We start from the raw sequence: 21289 nt of genomic DNA on the forward strand, positions 1-21289 counted from the left end.
TCAGCGAGCGTGACAGGGCTTTTCCGACAATCGCGATAGACGAACGAGGAGGCTCATGACATTTGAAATCCAAAGGAGGATTCACCATGCAACGCTTTACGCGCCCCTTGTTTGGGCAGGTTTTGATTGCCCTGGCGGTAGGCATCGCGCTGGGCATCTGGGCGCCTGAATTTGCGCAGAAACTGCAACCGCTCGGCGACGGCTTTCTGAAGCTCATCAAGATGCTGATTGCGCCGATCGTGTTCTCGGTGGTGGTGGTGGGGATTTGCGGTGCGGGTGAGCTGAAGAAGGTTGGGCGCGTGGGCGGCAAGGCCGTCATCTACTTCGAGATCGTCACGACGATTGCGCTGGCGCTGGGCATCGGGCTGGCCTACGTGTTCGGGCCCGGGCACGGCATGAATGTGGACCCGAAATCGCTCGACCCGGCCGCCATGGCGTCGTACATGACGACGGCCAAGCAAGTGGAATCGACCGGCGTGGCCGCGTTCTTCCTCAAGCTGATTCCGGATACGTTCGTGAGCGGCTTTGTGAAGGGCGACATCCTGCAGGTGCTGCTCGTGTCGATCTTGTTTGGCTGCTCGCTGTCGCTGCTGGGTGAGCGTACCAAGCCGCTGGTCTCGTTCATCGATCAGCTCTCGCACGTGCTGTTTCGCATGATGGCCGTGATCATCCGCCTGGCGCCGCTGGGCGTGCTGGGCGCGGTGGCCTTCACGGTGGGCAAGTACGGCGCGGGTTCACTCAAGCAGTTGGGCTTCCTGGTGCTGCTGTTCTATGCGGCGGTGGCGATCTTCGTGGTGGTGGTGCTGGGCGGCATCCTGAAGCTGGCGGGTTTCAACATTTTCAAGCTGATCCGCTTCCTGCGCGCCGAGTTGCTGGTGGTGCTGGGCACGGCATCGTCCGATGCGGTGCTGCCGTCCATCATGAACAAGCTCGAGAAGATGGGCATCAAGCGCTCGGTGGTGGGTCTCGTCATCCCGACCGGCTACTCGTTCAACCTCGATGCCTTCTCGATCTACCTGACGCTCGCGGCCGTCTTCATCGCCCAGGCGACCAACACGCCGCTGGCGTTCCAAGACTTGCTGCTGATCCTGGGTGTGGCGCTGGTGACCTCCAAGGGTGCGCACGGCATTCCGGGTTCGGCCATCGTGATCCTGGCGGCCACGCTGTCGGTGATTCCGGCCATTCCGGCCATCGGCTTGGTGCTGGTGCTCTCCGTCGACTGGTTCATCGGCATTGCCCGCGCGCTGGGCAACCTGATCGGCAACTGCGTCGCCACTGTGGTGATCGCCGCGTGGGAGAAGGACATCGATCGCGTGCGTGCCAACGCGGTGCTGGACGGCAAGATCGACATCACGGAAGAAGGCGAAGCGATTGCCCACGGCCAGGGGATGGCCGCATCGGCCGCCCACACGCTGCCGCATGCCTGAGGCGGCCCTTTGTTTTCCCGTTCCTGGACGGCGGTAAAATTGGCCCCATGACTGAAACCACCGCCGCCGACATCTCCTCCGAAGGCATTGCCGACGACATCGCCCAGGCGATCGTCGCGCACCGTCTGCCGCCGGGCACCAAGCTGCGCGAAGAGGCGCTGGCGAAGGTGTACGGCGTCAGCCGCACGAAGATCCGCGCGGCGCTGCTGATGCTGGCCAAGGACAAGCTGATCCGCATGGAGCCGGACCGCGGCGCCTTCGTGGCCAAGCCGGACGAGACCGAGGCGCGCGAGGTATTTGCGGTGCGCCGCGTGCTGGAGGTGGCGCTGGCGCGCGAGTTCATCGCCAAGGCCACGCCGGCCGACTATGCGCGGCTCGAGAAGCACCTGGCGGAAGAGCACAAGGTAGCCGCCAGTGGCAACGTCGCCGACGTGCCGCGCCGCAATCGCCTGATGGCCGATTTCCACCTGTTGATGGCCGATGTGGTTGGCAACAGCGTGCTCAAGGAGATGCTGCGCGAGCTGTCTGCGCGTAGCTCGGTCATCACGATGCTGTATCAGTCCACGTATGACGCAGTGCGCTCCTCCGACGAGCACACCGCGTTTCTGGAAGCCGCCAAGCGTGGTGACGTGGAAGGCGCCATCGCGCTCATGGAAGAGCACATGGCGCACACCGAGAGCTCGCTCAAGTTCGAATCGCCGGGTGGCCGCGCGACGGACCTCGTGGCTGCCCTCCTCGCCTGAGCACGCGTGGCGACGTACACACTGCGCGCGCCGGTCTCGGCCGAGCTCGACATCAAGAAAAGCCGCTTTATCGGATTGGCTGTGCCGGTCGAAGACCGGGCTGCCGCCATGGACGTCGTCGCCCGCCTGCGCGCGGAGCACCCGACGGCCACGCACGTCTGCTGGGCACTGCTGGCCGGCGGCCAGTCCGGCATGTCGGACGATGGCGAGCCCTCTGGCACGGCCGGCCGACCGATTCTGGAAGTGCTGCGCCATCACGACCTCGACAGCACTTTGGGCGTGGTCGTGCGCTACTTCGGCGGCGTGAAGCTCGGCGCGGGCGGCCTCGTACGCGCCTACACCGATGCCATCGCCACTGCGCTCACACAAGCCGAACGCGTGGAGCGCATCGCCAACACCACCCTCACCCTCGCCACCGACTACGCTGATGAGGCGCGCATCCGGCGGTGGATCGACGACCACGGCTATGCGCTGCTCGATGCCGCCTACGATGCGGGCGTCACGCTGACCGTGCGGCTGCCTGTGACGGACGAGGCTGTAGCGCGGGACACGCTGCGGGATCTGACGCAAGGCCGCATCGTGGTGCGCTGAGTTCGGCCCGGGGTTCGGCCCGATTCGGGCCGGCTGTCGCGCCGCGCAGACGATCACATCGCCATCACACGGCTGTGCTTCAATTGCGCCTTTTCATCACGCAGGAATTCTCTATGCGCCTTGCTCTCGGCCTCGTGCTGGCCCTTCCCATCATGGCGAACGCCATGACGATGCGGGATACCGAATTCGTCTGTCCCATCGGCAAAGAGCGGTTCCACGCCCAGCAGGCCATGTCCGGCACGATCTTGGGGCGTGAACTGGATCTGCGGCCGTACGGTGCAATCGCAGCCCCCACGCCTCTGCCAAAGTGTCCGTCCAATGGCTTCGTGATGTTCTCGCATCATCTGTCCGACGCAAACCTGGCAAAGCTGACGCTTTACGTCAACTCGCCGGAGTACGTGGCGCTCAAGGACAAGCACACCAACTACTACCTGGCCGCGCAACTCCAGCGCAAGCTGGACCGGCCAGCGGACGAGGTCGCCTACACGCTGCTGCAAGCCACCTGGGAAGCGCAAGGCGAAGCGCAGTACAAGCAATACGCGGCCGAAACGCTGGCCGCGTTGGAAGCACTGCTCGCACAACCGGATATCAATCTCGACAACGTGCTGACGTTCCAGCTGGTGGCCGGCGAACTGGAGCGCCGCCTGGGCAAGTTCGACGCGGCCAAGGCGCGCTTTCTCCGCTTGCGTGATCAAGGTGATGGCGCCGGCAGCCTCGCCAAATCCTGGGTCGACTACGAGTTGACCCTTGTCGAGGCCAAGGACACGCTGCCCCACCCGATGCCCGACCCCAAGCGGTAAACCGGCTCAGCCCACGCGCGACCAATACCCCGGTTGCGCAAACACCGTCTTGAGGTGCTCGATAAAGAAGCGGATCTTCGCTGGTACCGGCCGCTGCTGCGGGTACACGGCGAGGATGTCGTAGTCGGGCAGCGCGTAGTCGTCGAGCACCGTCATCAGCGCACCGGATTCCAGCTCGGGCTGGATCTCCCATGTGGAACGCCAGCCGAGGCCCAGGCCTTCGCCCATCCAGCGGTGCAGCAATTCACCGTCGTTGCAATCGAGGTTGCCGTTCACCTTCACGGTGACGGCCTTGCCGTTCTGCTGGAAGTACCAGCCGCGCTGTTGACCACCCTGCAGGTTGAAGGCTAGGCAGTTGTGCTTGGCCAGATCGTCCAGCGTGCGTGGCACGCCGTGCTTGGCAAAGTACGCGGGCGTGCCGCACACCACGCGTTTGTTCGACGCCAGGCGGATCGCCACGAAGTTCGGGTCGATCGCCCCGCCGATGCGGATGCCCACGTCGTAGCCCTCGCGCACGAGGTCGACCACGCGGTCGGTCAGGTTGAACGAGATGCGCACGTCCGGGTTGGCACGCAGGAAGTCCGGTGCATGCGGCGCGACGTGCTTGCGGCCAAACGCAGCCGGCGCGGACACAATCAGGTGGCCCGTCGCCTTGTGGCGGCCTTCGGCCACCAGCAGCTCGGCGCGGTCCAGTTCGCCCAGTGCCTTCTTGCACTGTTCCATGAACACCGCGCCCTGCTCCGTCACGGCAATGCGGCGCGTGGACCGGTGCAGCAGCTTCACGCCCAGGCGGGCCTCCAGCGCGTTGATGCGCCGGCCAATCATCACCGGCGTCACGTCCTGCGTGAGCGCAGCGGCGGCCATGCTGCCGTGCTCCACCACGGCGATGAACGCCTCGATCTGCTTGAGCTTGTCCATTCCATCATTCCAGTCAGCAATGTCGGAACAGTGTAGGGAGGATTCAGTACGCGGATTGCCGCTATCCAGCGCAACTCACCTGTGACGAATGACTGAAATAACGCGGAGTGATGTGATCGATGCTTCGTTGCATGGCGGTTTTTTCGCGCCGCACCAAATCGCCCTTCGATGGCATATCCACGCGGCTTCTGCGCCGCCTTCGAGACCGCGGATTGCTGCGGCACGCAAACTCATTCGATATGTGAGGTTCGCAATCAACTGACGAAAGCTGCGTTTATCGGCATCGGCATGCGGGAATAGGATCAGCCCCAACGGATTCCCACCTTCCCCCCCCTTCTTGGAGACACCCATGCCGAAGATGAGAGCGATCGATGCCGCCGTTGCGGTGATGGAAAAAGAAGGCATCACCACCGCCTTCGGCGTGCCTGGTGCCGCCATCAACCCGTTGTACTCGGCCCTGCGCAAGGCCGGCAACATTGACCACGTGCTGGCCCGCCACGTTGAAGGCGCCTCGCACATGGCCGAGGGCTACACCCGTGCCGAACCCGGCAACATCGGCGTGTGCATCGGCACCTCGGGCCCGGCGGGCACGGACATGATCACCGGCCTGTACTCGGCCTGGGCGGATTCGATTCCCATCCTCTGCATCACCGGCCAAGCGCCGCGCGCCCGCCTGTACAAGGAAGACTTCCAGGCCGTCGACATCGAGTCGATTGCTAAGCCGGTCACCAAGTGGGCCGTCACCGTGCGCGAGCCGGCGCTGGTGCCGCGCGTGTTCCAGCAAGCGTTCCACCTGATGCGCTCGGGCCGCCCGGGCCCCGTGCTGATCGATCTGCCGTTCGACGTGCAAGTCGCTGAGATCGAATTCGACATCGACACCTACAGCCCGATGCCGGTCTACAAGCCCGCGGCTACGCGTGCCCAGGCTGAGCGCGCCATCGAGATGCTGTGCCAGGCCGAGCGCCCGCTGCTGGTGTGCGGCGGCGGCGTGATCAACGCCGATGCGGCCAAGCTGATGGTCGAGTTTGCCGAGCTGGTGAACGTGCCCGTGGTCCCGACCCTGATGGGCTGGGGCGTGCTGGCCGATGACCACCCGCTCAACGCCGGCATGGTCGGTCTGCAAACGTCGCACCGCTACGGCAACGCCACGCTGCTGGCATCGGACTTCGTGTTCGGTATCGGCAACCGCTGGGCCAACCGTCACACGGGCAGCGTCGACGTCTACACGAAGGGCCGCAAGTTCATCCACGTTGATATCGAACCGACCCAGATCGGCCGCGTGTTCGGTCCGGACCTGGGCATCGTGTCGGACGCTGGCGCCGCGCTGGAGAAGTTCATTGAAGTCGCCCGCGAGCTGAAGGCCGCCGGCAAGCTGCCGTGCCGCAAGTCGTGGAACGCCGACGTGCAGAAGCGCAAGCGCACGATGCTGCGTCGCTCGGACTTCGACAACGTGCCGGTCAAGCCGCAGCGCGTGTACCGCGAGATGAACCAGTACTTCCCGCGCGACGTGCGTTACGTGAGCACGATCGGCCTGTCGCAGATTGCTGCTGCGCAGTTCCTGTCGGTCAACCAGCCGCGTCACTGGATCAACTGCGGCCAGGCCGGCCCGCTGGGCTGGACGATTCCCGCCGCGATCGGCGTGAAGGTGGCCTCGCCCAACAGCGACGTGGTGGCCATCTCGGGTGACTACGACTTCCAGTTCATGATCGAAGAAATGGCGGTGGCCGCGCAGTTCAAGGTGCCGTACATCCACGTGGTGGTGAACAACTCGTACCTGGGCCTGATCCGCCAAGCACAGCGCAACTTCGACATGGACTACTGCGTCCAGCTCGCCTTCGACAACGTCAACGCCCCTGAGCTGAACGGCTACGGCGTCGACCACGTGAAGGTCGTGGAAGGCCTGGGTTGCAAGGCGATCCGCGTGTTCAAGCCGGAAGACATCGAACCGGCCTTCGCACAGGCTCGCAAGCTGATGGCCGAGTTCTCGGTGCCGGTGATGGTGGAAGTGATCCTCGAGCGCGTGACGAACATCGCCATGGGCACCGAGATCGACAACGTGGTCGAGTTTGAAGAAGTGCTCGACCTGGAAGACACCCTCACGGAAGCCGAAGGCGTCACCGCATAAAGACGGCGCGCTATTCCCTCACCGTCCGATAACAGGAGAAACCATGACAAAGCTGGCAGCCAACCTGACCATGCTCTTCAACGAGCAGGCCTTCCTCGATCGCTTTGAAGCCGCCGCGCGTGCGGGCTTCCGCGGCGTGGAGTTCCTGTTCCCCTATGCGTTCCACGCAGATCAGATTGCGGATCGTCTGAACCGCTTCCAGCTCGACCTGGTCCTGCACAACCTGCCGGCCGGTAACTGGGACGGCGGCGAGCGCGGTATCGCCGTGCTGCCGGATCGCGTGGGTGAGTTTCAGGAAGGCGTGGGCGAAGCCATCAAGTACGCCAAGGTGCTCGGCGTGAAGCAGCTCAACTGCCTGGTGGGGATTCGCCCGGAAAGCGTGAGCGAAGACGCTGCGCGCAAGACGCTGGTGGAGAACCTGAAGTTTGCAGCGAAGGCACTGAAGGCCGAGAAGATTGATCTGCTGATCGAGCCGATCAACACGTTCGATATTCCGGGCTTCTACCTGAGCCGTACGCAGCAGGCGCTGGACCTGATCAACGATGTGGATGCGTCCAACCTGTATGTGCAGTACGACATCTATCACATGCAACGGATGGAAGGCGAAGTGGCGAACACGCTGAAGCGCCATCTGGACAAGATCAAGCATGTGCAGTTGGCGGACAACCCTGGTCGTAACGAACCCGGCACGGGCGAGATCAACTACCAGTTCTTGTTCAAGTGGCTGGATGAGATTGGCTACCAAGGCTGGATTGGGTGTGAGTACAAGCCTAAGGCTGGGACTGTTGAAGGTCTGGGCTGGCGGGCTGCTCACAACGTTGCTTGATTTTTTGGTTCGCTCTTTGTTCCGGCGGGGCGGTCCATCCCCTGTTTCATCCCCTGCCGGGGCTGACTCACTTTCTTTGGTCTTGCCCAAAGAAAGTAAGCAAAGAAATGCGCGCCCGAGATGGCGACTTCCCCTTGAATTTATGTCGCAAGGAGGGGAAGGGGAAAACTCGCTGCGCTCAGACAGTTCCCCTTCCTTTTTCCTCCTTGCAACAGAAATTCAAGGCGCCATCAAGGGCAGGAAAGTCAAAGACCAAACCGTCGCAGCACAACCGCAGTAGTGAAGTACACAAGCAGGACCAAGTAGCAGCAAACACAAGAGCCACTAGGGCACGCAGACCAACGGTTTGCTTTTCCTCTGCCCTAGATGGCGCCTTGGATTTTTGTAAGCGGGCGGAAAAAAGACGGGGAACTGTCTGAGCGCAGCGAGTTTTCCCCGTCTCCGCCCGGTTACGAAAATCCAAGGAGGGTGTCGCCATCTTGGGCGCGCCTTTCTTTGCTTACTTTCTTTGGCAAGACAAAGAAAGTGAGTCGCCCCCGGCAGGGGGTGAAAGGGAGTGGACAACCAAGGCCCATTCAGCACAAACCATTAACACCAAGGAGATCCCTCACCATGGCAAACGCACTGAATCTCGGTTTCATCGGCCTCGGCATCATGGGCGCCCCCATGGCAGGTCACCTGCGCGCAGCCGGGCACACGCTGTTCGTGCACGACGTGAACCCGGCTCCGGCCGCGCTGGTGGACGCCGGCGTGACGGTCTGCACGAGCGCAGAAGAAGTCGCTAAGCGCGCCGACATCATCTTCATCATGGTGCCGGACACCCCGCACGTTGAGGCTGTGCTGTTCAGCGAGAAGGGCGTCGCCAAGGCACTGAAGGATGCAGGCAAGGACGCGGCTGCCAACAAGATCGTGGTCGACATGAGCTCGATCTCGCCGATCGCGACGAAGGACTTCGCTGCACGCATCAACAAGACTGGCGCGCAATACCTCGACGCTCCGGTGTCGGGTGGCGAAGTGGGCGCGAAGGCGGCCTCGCTGACGATCATGGTCGGCGGCGAACAAGCTGCATTCGACCGCGCGCTGCCGCTGTTCCAACTGATGGGCAAGAACATCACGCTGGTGGGCGGCAACGGCGACGGCCAGACCACCAAGGTGGCCAACCAGATCATCGTGGCGCTGAACATCCAGGCCGTGTCGGAAGCCCTGCTGTTTGCATCGAAGGCTGGCGCCGACCCCGCAAAGGTCCGCCAAGCGCTGATGGGCGGCTTCGCCAACTCGCGCATTCTGGAAGTGCACGGCGAGCGCATGGTCAAGCGCACGTTCGACCCGGGCTTCCGTATCGAACTGCACCAGAAGGATCTGAACCTGGCCCTGCAAGGTGCCAAGGCTTTGGGCGTGGCATTGCCCAACACGGCGACTGCGCAAGAGCTGTTCAACACGTGCGCCGCGAACGGTTTGGGTAAGCAAGATCACTCCGCGCTGTGCCGCGCGATCGAGATCATGTCGAACCACGAGATCGCCTAAGTTGTGTGCACTGTCGCTGCCTTCGGGTGGCGGCAGTTCTTTTTGCCGTCTCAATGCTTTCTGCCATGCACAACGACTCCTCCGCCCAGGCCGCCTTGCGTGCCGCCTTGCCGACCCCATCGCCGCGCGCGCTGCTGCACGGTTTGTTTGATACCGCGGTGGCTGCGGTCAGTGCTGCGCAATGCCTGCCTGCGTATCTGCCCGAACCGCCGCGCGGCCGCACGATCGTCATTGGCGCGGGCAAGGGCGCTGCTGCCATGGCGGAAGCGGTTGAACAACATTGGCAAGGCGAACTGTCGGGCTTGGTCGTCACGCGTTATGAACATGGCCGTGCGCCCGGTACGAGCGGCCGCATCGAAGTCGTTGAAGCCTCGCACCCCGTGCCGGACGCCGCCGGTCAACGCGCAGCGCAGCGCATGGTCGGCTTGCTCGAAGACCTGACCGAAGACGACCTCGTGCTGTGCCTGATTTCGGGCGGTGGGTCGGCGCTGCTGGCCGCACCGGCCGAAGGCCTGACGCTGGCCGACAAGCAGGCGGTCAACCGCGCACTGCTCAAGAGCGGCGCGAGCATCGGCGAGATGAACTGCGTGCGCAAGCACCTGTCGTCGATCAAGGGCGGGCGTTTGGCACTGGCCTGCGCACCGGCGCGCGTGGAGACGCTGCTCATCTCCGATATTCCCGGCGATGATCCGACGCTCATCGCCAGCGGCCCGACGCTGCCCGACGCGACTACCTGTGCGGATGCTCTGGCCGTGATCCGCAAGTACGGCATCGACGTGCCGGAAGCGGTGCGCCGTCATCTGGAAACCGGCGCAGGTGAAACGCCCAAGCCTGGTGATGCACGCTTTGAAGGCCATCGCAATCACGTCATCGCGACGGCGCAGGACGCGCTGGAAGCTGCTGCTGCACAGGCACGCGCACTCGGTTATGAGGCGCACATCCTGTCGGACAGCATCGAAGGTGAGGCACGCGATGTGGCGGAAGTGCATGCCGGCATCGTGCGGCAGATCGTGGCGCGCAACCAGCCATTCAATAAACCGTGCGTGATTCTCTCGGGCGGTGAGACGACGGTGACGGTGCGCGGTACGGGCCGTGGCGGTCGTAATGCCGAGTTCCTGCTCGCGCTGGGCGTCGCGCTCGATGGCCTGCCGGGCGTGTACGCGATTGCTTGTGATACCGATGGTATCGATGGCTCGGAAGACAACGCTGGCGCGATGCTCTCGCCGGATAGCCTGGCCCGTGCCGAGGCGCTTGGGTTGAAGCCGAAGCAGCTGCTCGGCAACAACGATGGGTATGGGTTCTTTGATGCGCTTGGCGATTTGATTGTCACCAAGCCGACTCGGACCAATGTGAATGATTTTCGGGCGATTTTGATTACTGGGTAAGTTGGATGAGGGATGAGTTGATGTTTTTGGTTCATCCCTTGTTTCATCCCCTGCCGGGGCTGACTCACTTTCTTTGCTTACTTTCTTTGGCAAGACAAAGAAAGTGAGTCGCCCCCGGCAGGGGGTGAAAGGGAGTGGACCACCAAGGCCCAACCAAACAACCCCACCGGAGCAAAAAAAGTGCGCCGCTTCCGCAACACCAAAATCCTCGCCACCCTCGGCCCCGCCAGCAGCGACAAGGAAACCATCCGCGCCCTGTTCGATGCAGGAGCAGACGTCTTCCGCCTGAACTTCAGCCACGGCTCGCACGACGACCACCGCAAGCGCTACGACACCGTGCGCGAAGTCGAAGCCGAGACCGGCCGCCCCATCGGCATCCTCGCTGACATGCAAGGCCCGAAGCTACGCATCGGCACATTCGCCGAGGGCCGCGTCGTGCTCAAGAACGGTGAGCGCTTCGTACTCGACCGCGACCCGACGCCGGGCGATGTCACCCGCGTACACCTGCCGCACCCCGAGCTGTACGCAGCGGCCGCGCCCGGCCAATCGCTACTGCTCGACGATGGCAAGATTCGCCTGGCCGTGGAAGCCGCCGACCCAACCGCCATCGTCACCCGTGTGGTCGACGGCGGCCCGCTGTCGGACCGCAAGGGCGTGAACGTGCCCGACGCCGTGATCCCCATCCCCGCCCTCACCGAGAAGGACCTGCGCGACCTGGACTTCGCACTGTCGCTGGGTGTGGACTGGATCGCGCTGTCATTCGTGCAGCGCGCCGAAGACGTGATCGCCGCGCGCGAGATCATCGGTGACCGCGCCGGCCTGCTCTCCAAGATCGAGAAGCCTGCCGCGCTGCTGCACCTGGAAGACATCGTGCAGGCCTCCGACGCGCTGATGGTGGCGCGTGGCGACCTGGGCGTGGAGCTGCCGCCCGAGCGCGTGCCCGGCGTGCAGAAGCGCATCCTGCGCATTGCGCGTCAGCACGGCAAACCGGTGGTCGTGGCCACGCAGATGCTGGAATCGATGATCGAATCCCCGGTGCCGACACGTGCGGAAGCGTCCGACGTGGCCACCGCCGTGTACGACGGCACCGATGCCGTGATGCTCTCGGCCGAATCGGCCAGCGGCAAGCACCCGGTGGCGGCGGTCAGCATCATGAACCGCATCATTGCTGAGACCGAGCGCGACCCGCTGTACCGCAATCTGATCGACGCGCAGCACCAGGCGCCCCTGCCGACACGCCAGGATGCAATCTGCGCCGCGCTGCGCGATGTCACGCACATCCTGGGGGCAGTGGCGACAGTCACCTATACGTCAAGCGGCAAGACGAGCCTGCGCGCCGCACGCGAGCGTCCGCTGGCGCCGATCGTCAGCATCACGCCGCGTCTGGACACGGCACGCCGTCTGGCAATCGCGTGGGGCGTGCATAGCACCGTCAGCGCGGATGTGACGAGCGTGGATGAGATGGTGGATGCGGCGTGCCGTGCCGCTGCACGTGAAGGCTTTGCCGTGTCGGGCGATCAGATCGCCATTACGGCGGGCATGCCGTTTGGCCAGGCGGGCTCCACCAACCTGCTGCGCCTGGCGGAGATCTGGCCGCAGACGCTGGTGAGCGCACAAACGGAAACCGCCACGCTGCAGCCTGAACCGGCAACGGTCTGACGCAGGTCAGACCACCTTGGAGTAGCGCGGGACGACGGCCACGGGCTTGCCCTCGGCCTCGACCGCGCGCTCGGTGCCAGCGGTTTGCAGGTGCGCATCGAACACCATGGCGATGCGCCGCACCAGCAAGCGCCCCTGCGGCGAGATGGCGATGCGCTCATCGCCCACCTTCACAAGCCCGGCAGCTTCCAACGGCGCGAGCGCCTTCAACTCATTGGCAAAGGTGCGCTTGAAATCCAAGCCGTGGCGTTCGCCAAAGCCGCGCATGTCCAACGCGAACCCGCACATCAGCTCACCGATCAATGCGCGGCGCACGTGATCGTCCGGCGTCAGTGACATGCCACGCAGCACCGCGAGTTCCCCCGCATCAATGCGCGCGTAGTACGCGTCGAGATCCTTCTCGTTCTGCGCATACACATCGCCCACGCGGCTGATGGCGGACACGCCAAAGGCCAGCATGTCGCAATCAGCGTGCGTGGAGTAGCCCTGGAAATTGCGTTGCAGCCGGCCTTCGCGCTGCGCAATGGCCAGCGCGTCGTCAGGGCGCGCAAAGTGGTCCATGCCGATGTAGACATAGCCCTCGGCGACGAGGCGCTCGACCGTCATGGCGAGCAGGTCGAGCTTTTCATCGGCAGTGGGCAACGCGAGTAGATCGATCCGGCGCTGCGGCTTGAAGAGGTGTGGCAGGTGCGCATAGCTGTAGACGGACAGGCGATCCGGCGCCATCTCTAGCACGCGGTCCAGCGTGGTGTTGAAGGTCTCGGTGCGCTGATGCGGCAGACCGTAGATCAAATCAAAGCTGATCGACTCGAAGCCCAGGCGGCGCGCAGTGTCGACCACGCGACGCGTCTCTTCCACGCTCTGCATGCGGTGGACAGCGCGCTGCACGTCTTCGTCAAAGTCCTGGATGCCGAGGCTCGCGCGGTTGAAACCGATCTCGGCCAGCACGGCGAGCGTGACGTCGTCGGCGTGGCGCGGGTCGAGTTCGACGGAAATTTCCGCATCGCTAGTCAAATCGAAATGCGCGCGCGTGGCGGCCATGACGGCGCGCATCTCATCATGGGCGAGGAACGTGGGTGTGCCGCCGCCCCAGTGCAATTGCTTGACGCGCCGCAGCGGGCCAATGTGCTCGGCCACCAGGGCCATCTCGCGCGCCAGCGTCTGCACGTACCGTGCGCTGCGCGCGTGATCTTTCGTGATGACCTTGTTGCAGCCGCAGTAGTAGCAAAGGTTCGCGCAGAACGGCAGATGCATGTACAGCGACAGCGGCGCATGCAGTGCGGGCGCGATCGCCGCACGCCGGTGCAACGCGTCGAGGTAGTCGGCGTTGTCAAAGCCGTTGTGGAAACGGTCTGCTGTGGGGTACGAGGTGTAGCGCGGGCCGTGCGTATCAAAACGCTGGGCAAGGTCACGCACTTGCGGCGCAGACCAGCGAAAAGCCGCGTCGTTTGCGGCAGACGGAGCGTCAGCCGGCTTGGCAAACGGAAACATGGGTGCGAGCGGTATGGGGGCGATGTTTCATCGTAAAACGCCCCCCTGGGCGTCGCGTTGATATGCGTCAACGTTGGTCAACGCGCTAGCGGATGCGCCACCCGCGCTGCTACGTCGCCACCGGCTTCTTGGCGGCCAGCAGCCCCTTCAGCGCACCGAGCCGGTCCTTGGGCGACATGGCGGGCATGGTGTCTTCAGGCGTGGGGCCCGCATCGTCGCCCAGCTTCATCTCCGCGATGTAGCGCGAGGGCTCGCACACCACCGTCTCCCGCGCGCGCTTGCGCTTCTTGCACCAGCTGATATGCAGGCTACGTTGGGCGCGTGTGATGCCCACATACATCAACCGGCGCTCTTCCTCGATCTTCTCGTCGGTCAGGTCATCGTCTTCACGGCAGTGCGGGAGGATGCCCTCCTCCACGCCCACCAGGAACACGTGCGGGTACTCCAGCCCTTTGCTCGCATGCAGCGTAGACAGGCGCACCGCATCCGGGTCCTCTTCCCTGCCTTCGAGCATGCTGATCAGCGCGATGGTCTGCGTGAGTTCGAGCAAGTTCTTGCCTTCGTCCATCAAACCATCGGCATTGTCGAAACCGGTGGCCGCATTGTCGTCACCTTCGCTGTCCTGTTTCTCGGGCTTGGTGCCCTTGCGCTTGAGCCAGTCGACAAACTCCAGCACGTTGGTCCACTTGTTCTGGGCCTGGCGCTCGTCGTAGGTGTCGTACAGGTAGGCCTCGTAGTGGATGCCTTCCATCATCTCGTCGAGCAGCGTGGCGGCGGGTTCCTTTGCAGCGCGGTCCGACAGCCGCACGATGAATTCGCAGAACACCCGCAGCGGCTCCAACTGGCGCGGCGCGAGCTGCGCTTCAATGCCGCCCATCATCGCCGCCTCGAACAGCGACACCTTCGCCTGCCCCGCGAACGAACCCAGCACTTCCAGCGTCGCATTGCCCACCCCGCGCTTGGGCGTGGTGATGGCGCGGATGAACGCGGGGTCGTCATCGGCATTGGCAATCAGGCGCAGGTACGCGCACAAGTCCTTGATCTCCGCCTTGTCGAAAAAGCTCTGCCCGCCCGAGAGCACATACGGAATGCGCTCGCGGCGCAGGATCTGCTCGAACAGCCGCGCCTGGAAATTGCCGCGATACAGGATCGCGTAATCCCGGAACTGCGCGCGGCGCTCGAACTTGTGCGCGGAGAGCTTGAAGACCACGCTTTCGGCTTCGTGCTCTTCATCATTGGCGCTGGTGACGTTGATGGCGTCGCCCATGCCGTGCTCGCTCCACAGCGTCTTCTCGAACAGCTTCGGGTTCTGCGCGATCACCGCGTTGGCGGCGTTCAGAATGCGCACCGTGGAGCGGTAGTTCTGCTCCAGCTTGATCACCTTCAGGTTCGGGAAATCCGTCTGCAGCAGCTTGAGGTTGTCGAGCGTGGCGCCGCGCCAGCCGTAGATGGCCTGGTCGTCGTCGCCCACGGCCGTGAAGGCCGGCGCGCGCAAATGCGAGCCGCCCGCCAGCAGCTTCAGGAGCTGGTACTGGCAAGCGTTGGTGTCTTGATATTCATCGACGAGGAAGTAGCGCAGGCGGTTCTGCCACTTCAGCCGCACTTCCTCGTTGCGCGCAAACAGCTCGGCGGGAATGCGGATCAGGTCGTCAAAGTCCACCGCCTGATACGCATGCAGCGTAGCGACGTAGTTGCGGTAGACCAGCGCGGCCTGGTGGTCGTCGACGTTGTTGTTGGCGAGCGCCTCGGCAATCGCGGTTTCCGGATCGACGAGACCGTTCTTCCACAACGAGATCGTGCTCTGCACGCGGCGGATCAGTTGCTTGTCGGTGGTCGCCAGCTGCTCCTGGATCATGCCGAAGCAATCATCCGAATCCATGATCGAGAAGCGTGGCTTGAGGCCCACATGTTCGGCCTCGGCCCGCAGGATCTGCACCCCCAGCGAGTGGAACGTACACACCGTCAGCTGCTTGATGGGGATGCGCTTGCCGTCTGCGCGTGTCTGGCCCTCCATCAGCTTAGCCACGCGCTCCTGCATTTCCTTGGCCGCCTTGTTGGTGAACGTGACGGCGGCGATGTGACGCGGCTCGAACCCCTTGTCGAGGATCAGGTGCGCGATCTTCTGCGTGATCACGCGGGTCTTGCCCGAGCCCGCCCCGGCCAGCACCAGGCATGGGCCGTCGAGGTAGTGCACACCTTCGGATTGGGCCGCATTGAGCCCGTGGGCGAGACTGGAAGACATGGGAACAGCCGGGAGGAAATCAGGCGGGAACGTACAGCGGAAGGCGATGGTAGCACGCGTGGGGCGTCGCCCTGAACACCTCGGTCCGCCGCAGATTGCACCATCTCAAGCGCAGGGGTGGATCAGCATTTTCTTATTCATTCTTAGCAAAAGATCGGCCGGTCGGCTGACAAATGCGGCGTTTTCCAATTGCATGATGAATGAAATTCCGTGTATGGGTGCAAATGATTGATCGGCGTCAAATATTGGAATAAGAATTCCCCAATGTTTGAAATTTATTGTTGAGGTGATTCGTGGCTAACATGCCGTACACATGTCGTCACGGCGCACATCTCGGCGTCGTCTCCCGACTTTCTTCTAAGACTATTCTGATCTTGGAAATTACACAATTTATTGCTATTGTCGCAAAAACTTGAAAAATTGATTCATTGATTTCTACAAACTCTGCAGCCGCCATTCATCGTCTTGGATTGGCACGGAATTCCACTTTTATCTCTGCAGAGGTATTGAAATGAACAAGGCATATCGCGTCGTTTTCAACAAAGCGACCGGCGTATGGGCAGCGGTTTCTGAAATTGCGCGTGGGCGCGGGAAGGGGCGGACTGCGGTGAAAGCGGTTGGCTCTGCACTAATCGCGGTCGCAGCTTTGCTTTCTGCGCCTGGGGCGATTGCTCAAGTCTTGATTGAGCAGCCTGACGCTGATGGGCCGATCAACATTGGTAGTAGCGTTACCGGCGCTACGATCAATTTCGCCAATGTGGCAGGGCAAAACCGCCGCCTCACGGGCATCGAGAACGGCGTTGGAACAACCGATGCTGTGACAGTCAATCAACTCAACGGTGCGCTCACTGCACTGGGTGGGGGCGCCCGCCTCAATACCGTGACAGGCGCTGTTGTCGCGCCAACCTACACGCTTGGCGCGGATAGCACGGGTAGCACCACGTACAACACCGTAGCCGGCGCACTAGGCAACGTGGATGATCGGATCAAAGGCAACACTGCGAGCATCGCCACAAATACCACGAGCATTGCCAATCTTGACGCACTGGCCGTCAAGTACGACAGCGCAGCCAAGGACAGCGTCACGCTGGGTAACGCGGGTACGCCGGTCAAGCTCTCGAACGTGGCCGATGGCGCAGTGGCTGTGGACAGCAAGGACGCCGTCAACGGTGGTCAACTGTTCGACGTCAAGACCGTGGCCGATCAAGCTGCCACCAAGGCGAGCAACTCCGTCCAGTACGACGCAGCCGGCGACACCATCACCCTCACGAACCCGACGGGTGCCGTTGGCCCTGTGCAGATCAAGAACGTGGCCGACGGTACGCTCGCCAGCGACGCTGTGAACAAGGGCCAGCTCGACAGCGTCAAGGCCGTGGCCGACAACGCCGTGCAGTACGACAGCGCAGCCAAGGACAGCGTCACGCTGGGTAACGCGGGTACGCCGGTCAAGCTCTCGAACGTGGCCGATGGCGCCGTGGCTGCGGACAGCAAGGACGCCGTCAACGGTGGTCAACTGTTCGACGTCAAGACCGTGGCTGACCAGGCTGCCTCCAAGGCGAGCAACTCCGTCCAGTACGACGCAGCCGGCAACACCATCACCCTCACGAACCCGACGGGTGCCGTTGGCCCTGTGCAGATCAAGAACGTGGCCGACGGTACGCTCGCCAGCGACGCTGTGAACAAGGGCCAGCTCGACAGCGTCAAGGCCGTGGCCGACAACGCCGTGCAGTACGACAGCGCAGCCAAGGACAGCGTCACGCTGGGTAACGCGGGTACGCCGGTCAAGCTCTCGAACGTGGCCAATGGCACGGTGGCTGCGGACAGCAAGGACGCCGTCAACGGTGGTCAACTGTTCGACGTCAAGACCGTGGCCGACCAAGCCGCACAGGCCGCAGCCAACTCCGTCCAGTACGACGCCGCTGGTGACACCATTACCCTCACGAACCCGACAGGTGCCGCTGGCCCCGTGCAGATCAAGAACCTGAAGGCAGGCACGGACGACAACGACGCCGCGAACGTCAAGCAGCTCAAGGACGCGGGTGTGGTTGGCGACGACGGGAAGATCGCCAACGTCGTGACCTACACCGATGCGACCAAGAGCGCCGTGCAGCTGGGTAACGCAGGTACGCCGGTCAAGGTTTCAAACGTAGCCGACGGCGTCGCCAAGAATGATGCTGTCAACGTCGGTCAACTTGGCGACGTCAAGACCGTGGCCGATCAAGCTGCCGCCAAGGCAAACAACTCCGTCCAGTACGATGCCGCTGGTGACACTATCACCCTCACGAACCCGACAGGTGCCGCCGGCCCCGTGCAGATCAAGAACGTGAAGGCAGGCACGGATGACAACGACGCCGTGAACGTCAGGCAGCTCAAGGATGCAGGCGTGGTGGGCGACGACGGCACGCTGGCCAACGTCGTGACCTACACCGATGCGACCAAGAGCGCCGTGCAGCTGGGTAACGCGGGTACGCCGGTTAAGGTCTCGAACGTAGCCGACGGTGTGAGCACGAATGATGCGGTTAACCTCGGGCAACTCAATAACGTTGCCACCGCCCTGGGTGGGGGTGCTTCCTATGCCGGCGGCGTATGGACCGGGCCAACCTACACGTTTGGCGATGGCTCTGTGCATAAGAACGTTGGCGATGCCCTCAGCAATCTGGATAGCCGCGTCGGCACGCTGGAAGGTGGCGGCAGCATCGGTAGCGGTGCTAACGACAAGTTTGCCGGTAGCGGTGCGAACAACGGCGATACGACCAAGAAGGAAGAGGCGCAGGCCACGGGCAACTACGCCACGGCATCCGGCGCCAATGCGGTGGCCAGCGGCAAGAGTTCCACGGCAACGGGTGCCAATGCCGTTGCCAGCGCTGAAAGCAGCGTCGCTCTGGGCGCCGACTCGGTGGCTGATCGCGCCAACACGGTATCCGTTGGTTCGGCCGGGAAAGAGCGCGCCATCACCAATGTGGCCGAAGGCACACAAGCCACCGACGCCGTCAACAAAGCTCAGCTGGATCGCGTGGACGCAAAGGTTGCGGACGTTCAGAGCACCGTCGGCAACCTGCAAAGCCAAGTCAGCCAGATCGACAGCAAGGTCAACCGCGTTGGCGCCATGAACGCGGCCATGTCCACCATGATTGCCAGCGCTGCCGGTCTGCAGACCGACAACCGCATGGCGATCGGCACGGGCCTGTATCGCGGTGAAACGGCACTGGCGATCGGCTACCAGCGCAAGATCGGCTCGCGCGCCACGGTGACGATCGGCGGCTCCACCGCTGGCGGCAAGGAGTACAACGTGGGCGTGGGCGCTGGTTTCGGCTGGTAACCCAACAGCGTTGATTGTTTGAAGTTGGCGGACGCGTACCTCACGGGCGCGTCCGTTTTTGTTTGCACGCCGACTTGCACGTCGCACGCAATCGTTTGTGCCCCTCGCTTTCTCCGTTGGGGTTACACGGCTTACGCGCCGTTACACGACCGCCGTCAGCTTTGCGCCGAAACGGTTCGTTATAGGCAGGACGGCGGCTGAATCGGTCAGCCGCCCACCGGAGGAAAGCTCATGAACCGCATCGTCAAAGTCCTGGCTGTCACTGCCGTCGCCCTGTCCGCCACCACGGGCGCCTTCGCGCAGACGCAATGGCAGAAGGATCACCCGCGCCGCGCCGAGGTCAACCACCGCCTCGCCAACCAGAACAAGCGCATCCATAACGAGGTGAAGGAAGGCGAGATCACCAAGAGCCAGGCCAAGGCGCTGCACAAGGAAGACCGCCAGATCCGCCAGGAAGAGCGCGACATGGCCGCCCAGAACGGTGGCCACATCACCAAGCAGGAACAGCGCACGCTGAACCAGCAAGAGAACAAGGTCAGCCGCCAGATCGGCAAGTAACGGGCAAGTGAGCGGCAACTGCGCCGCGTTTCCGACGACCCGCGATCGGCCGCACCCCGGGGCTAGGCGATATCGCCGCGCTGCGCGAGGTGCGGCCAGTTTTTTGGGCCGCGTGACCGCCAAAAAGCGCCGCCGATTTGTCCTGATTGACAATCCCAGCCCCCTTCCGTACATTCCGCGCATCCATCCGGGAGAGCGCGTCAGCCACATCAGGCCTGTCGCCGCCGAAGGGGTAGCACCCGAAAACTCTCAGGCATCCAGGACCGGGTGGATCGGCCAGACATGCGTCTGACCGCACTCTGGAGAGCTGGCGCCGCACGACCACTGCGGGCGCCCACCGAAGGGGCTCACGAGCCGGCGCACACCGCTATGTGCACCGCGCCTCGCAATCTCTCAGGTACCAAGGACAGAGGGGCCATCTGCGCGGCTTGCATCTTCATGGCGTCACCATGAGGCATCAGGCTGCGCAGGTGGCCTTTTTGCTTTTCTGGTCCCGAATAACGCGCTACGCCGAGGCCACCGGCGGCGCCCAAGCCGAGAGATTCCATGACGCTCCAACACACGCCGCTCAACGCCATCCATCGCTCGCTGGGCGCCCGCATGGTCGACTTTGGCGGCTGGGACATGCCCGTCAACTACGGCTCCCAGATCGAAGAACACCACGCCGTGCGGCAAGACGCCGGCATCTTCGACGTCTCGCACATGTGCGTGGTCAACCTCACCGGCGCGCGCGTGCGCGATTTCCTGCGTGGGCTGCTGGCCAACAACGTCGACAAGCTGCAAACCCCGGGCAAGGCGCTCTATAGCTGCATGCTCAACCCGAAGGGCGGCGTGATCGACGACCTGATCGTCTACTTCTTCCGTGAAGACTGGTTCCGCCTGGTGGTCAACGCCGGCACCGCTCCGACCGACCTGGAATGGATCGTCGCGCAGAACGCCGCTGCTGGCACCAACGTGACCATCACGCCGCACCGCTCCGACAACAACGCTGGCGCCGAGCCGCTGGGCATCGTCGCCGTGCAGGGCCCGAACGCGCGCGCCAAGACCTACGCCGCGCTGCCCGGCACGCAGGCGGTAGGCGACGCGCTCAAGCCGTTCAACGCGGGCTTCGTTACCGTGGATGGCGTGGGTGAGATCATGGTCGCGCGTACCGGCTACACCGGGGAAGACGGCTTCGAGCTGGTCGTGCCCGCCGCGCAGATCGCCGGCGTGTGGGAACGCCTGCTGCAAGCCGGCGTGCGCCCGGCTGGCCTTGGCGCACGCGACACGCTGCGCCTGGAAGCCGGCATGAACCTCTACGGCCAAGACATGGACGAGCACGTCTCGCCACTCGACGCGGGCCTGGCTTGGACGGTCGACCTGCAAAGCGAACGCGATTTCACCGGCAAGGCTGCGCTGCAAGCCGGCGGTCAGCGCGAGCAGTTCGTCGGCCTGATCCTGCGTGACAAGGGCGGCGTGTTGCGCGCCCATCAGAAGGTCATCACCCCCGCCGGTGACGGCGAGATCACCAGCGGCACCTTCAGCCCGAGCCTGACCCTGTCCATCGCGCTGGCGCGCTTGCCCAAAGACGTGGCGATCGGCACCGACGTGCAGGTCGAAATCCGCGACCGCAAGTTGACCGCGACTGTGGTTAAACTGCCGTTCGTGCGCAATGGCAAGGCGCTGGTCAGCTGAGTCCCCC

Annotated in this window: 15 protein-coding genes, 1 pseudogene and 2 riboswitches; of the genes and pseudogenes, 13 read left to right on the plus strand and 3 right to left on the minus strand. The window is 63.4% G+C overall.

The features are described 5' to 3' along the window. The first annotated feature begins 86 nt into the window (after positions 1 to 86). The 4 genes from ACS7SF_RS08625 to ACS7SF_RS08640 all read left to right on the plus strand — a co-directional run bounded on the left by ACS7SF_RS08625 (position 87) and on the right by ACS7SF_RS08640 (position 3561). Positions 87 to 1427 (plus strand): C4-dicarboxylate transporter DctA, encoded by a 1341-nt coding sequence (locus ACS7SF_RS08625; RefSeq protein ID WP_439892546.1) that lies wholly within the window; start codon positions 87 to 89, stop codon positions 1425 to 1427. A gap of 47 nt (positions 1428 to 1474) precedes the next feature. Then, a complete protein-coding gene (locus ACS7SF_RS08630; RefSeq protein WP_366170762.1) occupies positions 1475 to 2170 on the plus strand; it encodes a GntR family transcriptional regulator in 696 nt (231 codons plus the stop codon). 6 nt (positions 2171 to 2176) lie between these two features. Next, complete coding sequence (locus ACS7SF_RS08635) at positions 2177 to 2761, plus strand: IMPACT family protein (protein ID WP_439892547.1); 585 nt, start codon at positions 2177 to 2179, stop codon at positions 2759 to 2761. A gap of 113 nt (positions 2762 to 2874) precedes the next feature. Beyond that, on the plus strand, positions 2875 to 3561 hold the full coding sequence (locus tag ACS7SF_RS08640; RefSeq protein WP_439892548.1) for a hypothetical protein: 687 nt from the start codon (positions 2875 to 2877) through the stop codon (positions 3559 to 3561). Positions 3562 to 3567: 6 nt separating this feature from the next. Here the strand turns inward: ACS7SF_RS08640 and ACS7SF_RS08645 are convergent, their stop codons facing one another. Next, positions 3568 to 4479: a LysR family transcriptional regulator gene (locus tag ACS7SF_RS08645; protein WP_439892549.1), complete on the minus strand. Its 912-nt coding sequence runs from the start codon at positions 4477 to 4479 to the stop codon at positions 3568 to 3570. Positions 4480 to 4828: 349 nt separating this feature from the next. Here ACS7SF_RS08645 and gcl point away from each other — a divergent pair, with 349 nt between their 5' ends. The 5 genes from gcl to pyk all read left to right on the plus strand — a co-directional run bounded on the left by gcl (position 4829) and on the right by pyk (position 11998). Further along, entirely contained in the window at positions 4829 to 6604 is a 1776-nt protein-coding gene (gcl, locus tag ACS7SF_RS08650; RefSeq protein WP_439892550.1) for a glyoxylate carboligase, read from the plus strand. A 43-nt stretch (positions 6605 to 6647) separates the two neighbouring features. Next, positions 6648 to 7430 carry a hydroxypyruvate isomerase gene (hyi, locus tag ACS7SF_RS08655; protein WP_439892551.1) on the plus strand — a complete coding sequence of 261 codons (783 nt, stop codon included), beginning with the start codon at positions 6648 to 6650 and terminating at the stop codon, positions 7428 to 7430. 612 nt (positions 7431 to 8042) lie between these two features. Then, positions 8043 to 8954 carry a 2-hydroxy-3-oxopropionate reductase gene (glxR, locus tag ACS7SF_RS08660; RefSeq protein WP_439892552.1) on the plus strand — a complete coding sequence of 304 codons (912 nt, stop codon included), beginning with the start codon at positions 8043 to 8045 and terminating at the stop codon, positions 8952 to 8954. 65 nt (positions 8955 to 9019) lie between these two features. Continuing rightward, a complete protein-coding gene (locus ACS7SF_RS08665) occupies positions 9020 to 10339 on the plus strand; it encodes a glycerate kinase type-2 family protein (protein WP_439892553.1) in 1320 nt (439 codons plus the stop codon). Between the two features lie 180 nt (positions 10340 to 10519). Beyond that, a complete protein-coding gene (pyk, locus tag ACS7SF_RS08670) occupies positions 10520 to 11998 on the plus strand; it encodes a pyruvate kinase (RefSeq protein ID WP_439892554.1) in 1479 nt (492 codons plus the stop codon). A gap of 6 nt (positions 11999 to 12004) precedes the next feature. Here pyk and hemN read toward each other — a convergent pair whose 3' ends face one another. Next, on the minus strand, positions 12005 to 13489 hold the full coding sequence (gene hemN, locus ACS7SF_RS08675; protein WP_439892555.1) for an oxygen-independent coproporphyrinogen III oxidase: 1485 nt from the start codon (positions 13487 to 13489) through the stop codon (positions 12005 to 12007). Between the two features lie 109 nt (positions 13490 to 13598). Then, the gene (locus ACS7SF_RS08680; RefSeq protein WP_439892556.1) at positions 13599 to 15731 is read right to left on the minus strand and encodes a UvrD-helicase domain-containing protein; all 2133 of its coding nucleotides are present in this window, start codon (positions 15729 to 15731) and stop codon (positions 13599 to 13601) included. A 511-nt stretch (positions 15732 to 16242) separates the two neighbouring features. Here ACS7SF_RS08680 and ACS7SF_RS08685 point away from each other — a divergent pair. From ACS7SF_RS08685 to gcvT, 4 genes and pseudogenes are all read left to right on the plus strand, one after another. Then, positions 16243 to 16329, plus strand: a pseudogene (locus ACS7SF_RS08685) (ESPR domain-containing protein); the annotation flags it as partial. A gap of 219 nt (positions 16330 to 16548) precedes the next feature. After that, on the plus strand, positions 16549 to 19050 hold the full coding sequence (locus tag ACS7SF_RS08690) for a YadA family autotransporter adhesin (RefSeq protein WP_439892729.1): 2502 nt from the start codon (positions 16549 to 16551) through the stop codon (positions 19048 to 19050). A gap of 231 nt (positions 19051 to 19281) precedes the next feature. Then, on the plus strand, positions 19282 to 19608 hold the full coding sequence (locus tag ACS7SF_RS08695) for a hypothetical protein (RefSeq protein ID WP_439892557.1): 327 nt from the start codon (positions 19282 to 19284) through the stop codon (positions 19606 to 19608). A gap of 178 nt (positions 19609 to 19786) precedes the next feature. Next, positions 19787 to 19884: riboswitch (glycine riboswitch) on the plus strand. Positions 19885 to 19897: 13 nt separating this feature from the next. Next, a riboswitch (glycine riboswitch) is annotated at positions 19898 to 20028 on the plus strand. A 126-nt stretch (positions 20029 to 20154) separates the two neighbouring features. Further along, positions 20155 to 21282: a glycine cleavage system aminomethyltransferase GcvT gene (gcvT, locus tag ACS7SF_RS08700; protein WP_439892558.1), complete on the plus strand. Its 1128-nt coding sequence runs from the start codon at positions 20155 to 20157 to the stop codon at positions 21280 to 21282. Positions 21283 to 21289 lie beyond the last annotated feature (7 nt).

The organism is Ralstonia sp. 25C (assembly GCF_051904805.1).
Lineage (GTDB): Bacteria > Pseudomonadota > Gammaproteobacteria > Burkholderiales > Burkholderiaceae > Ralstonia.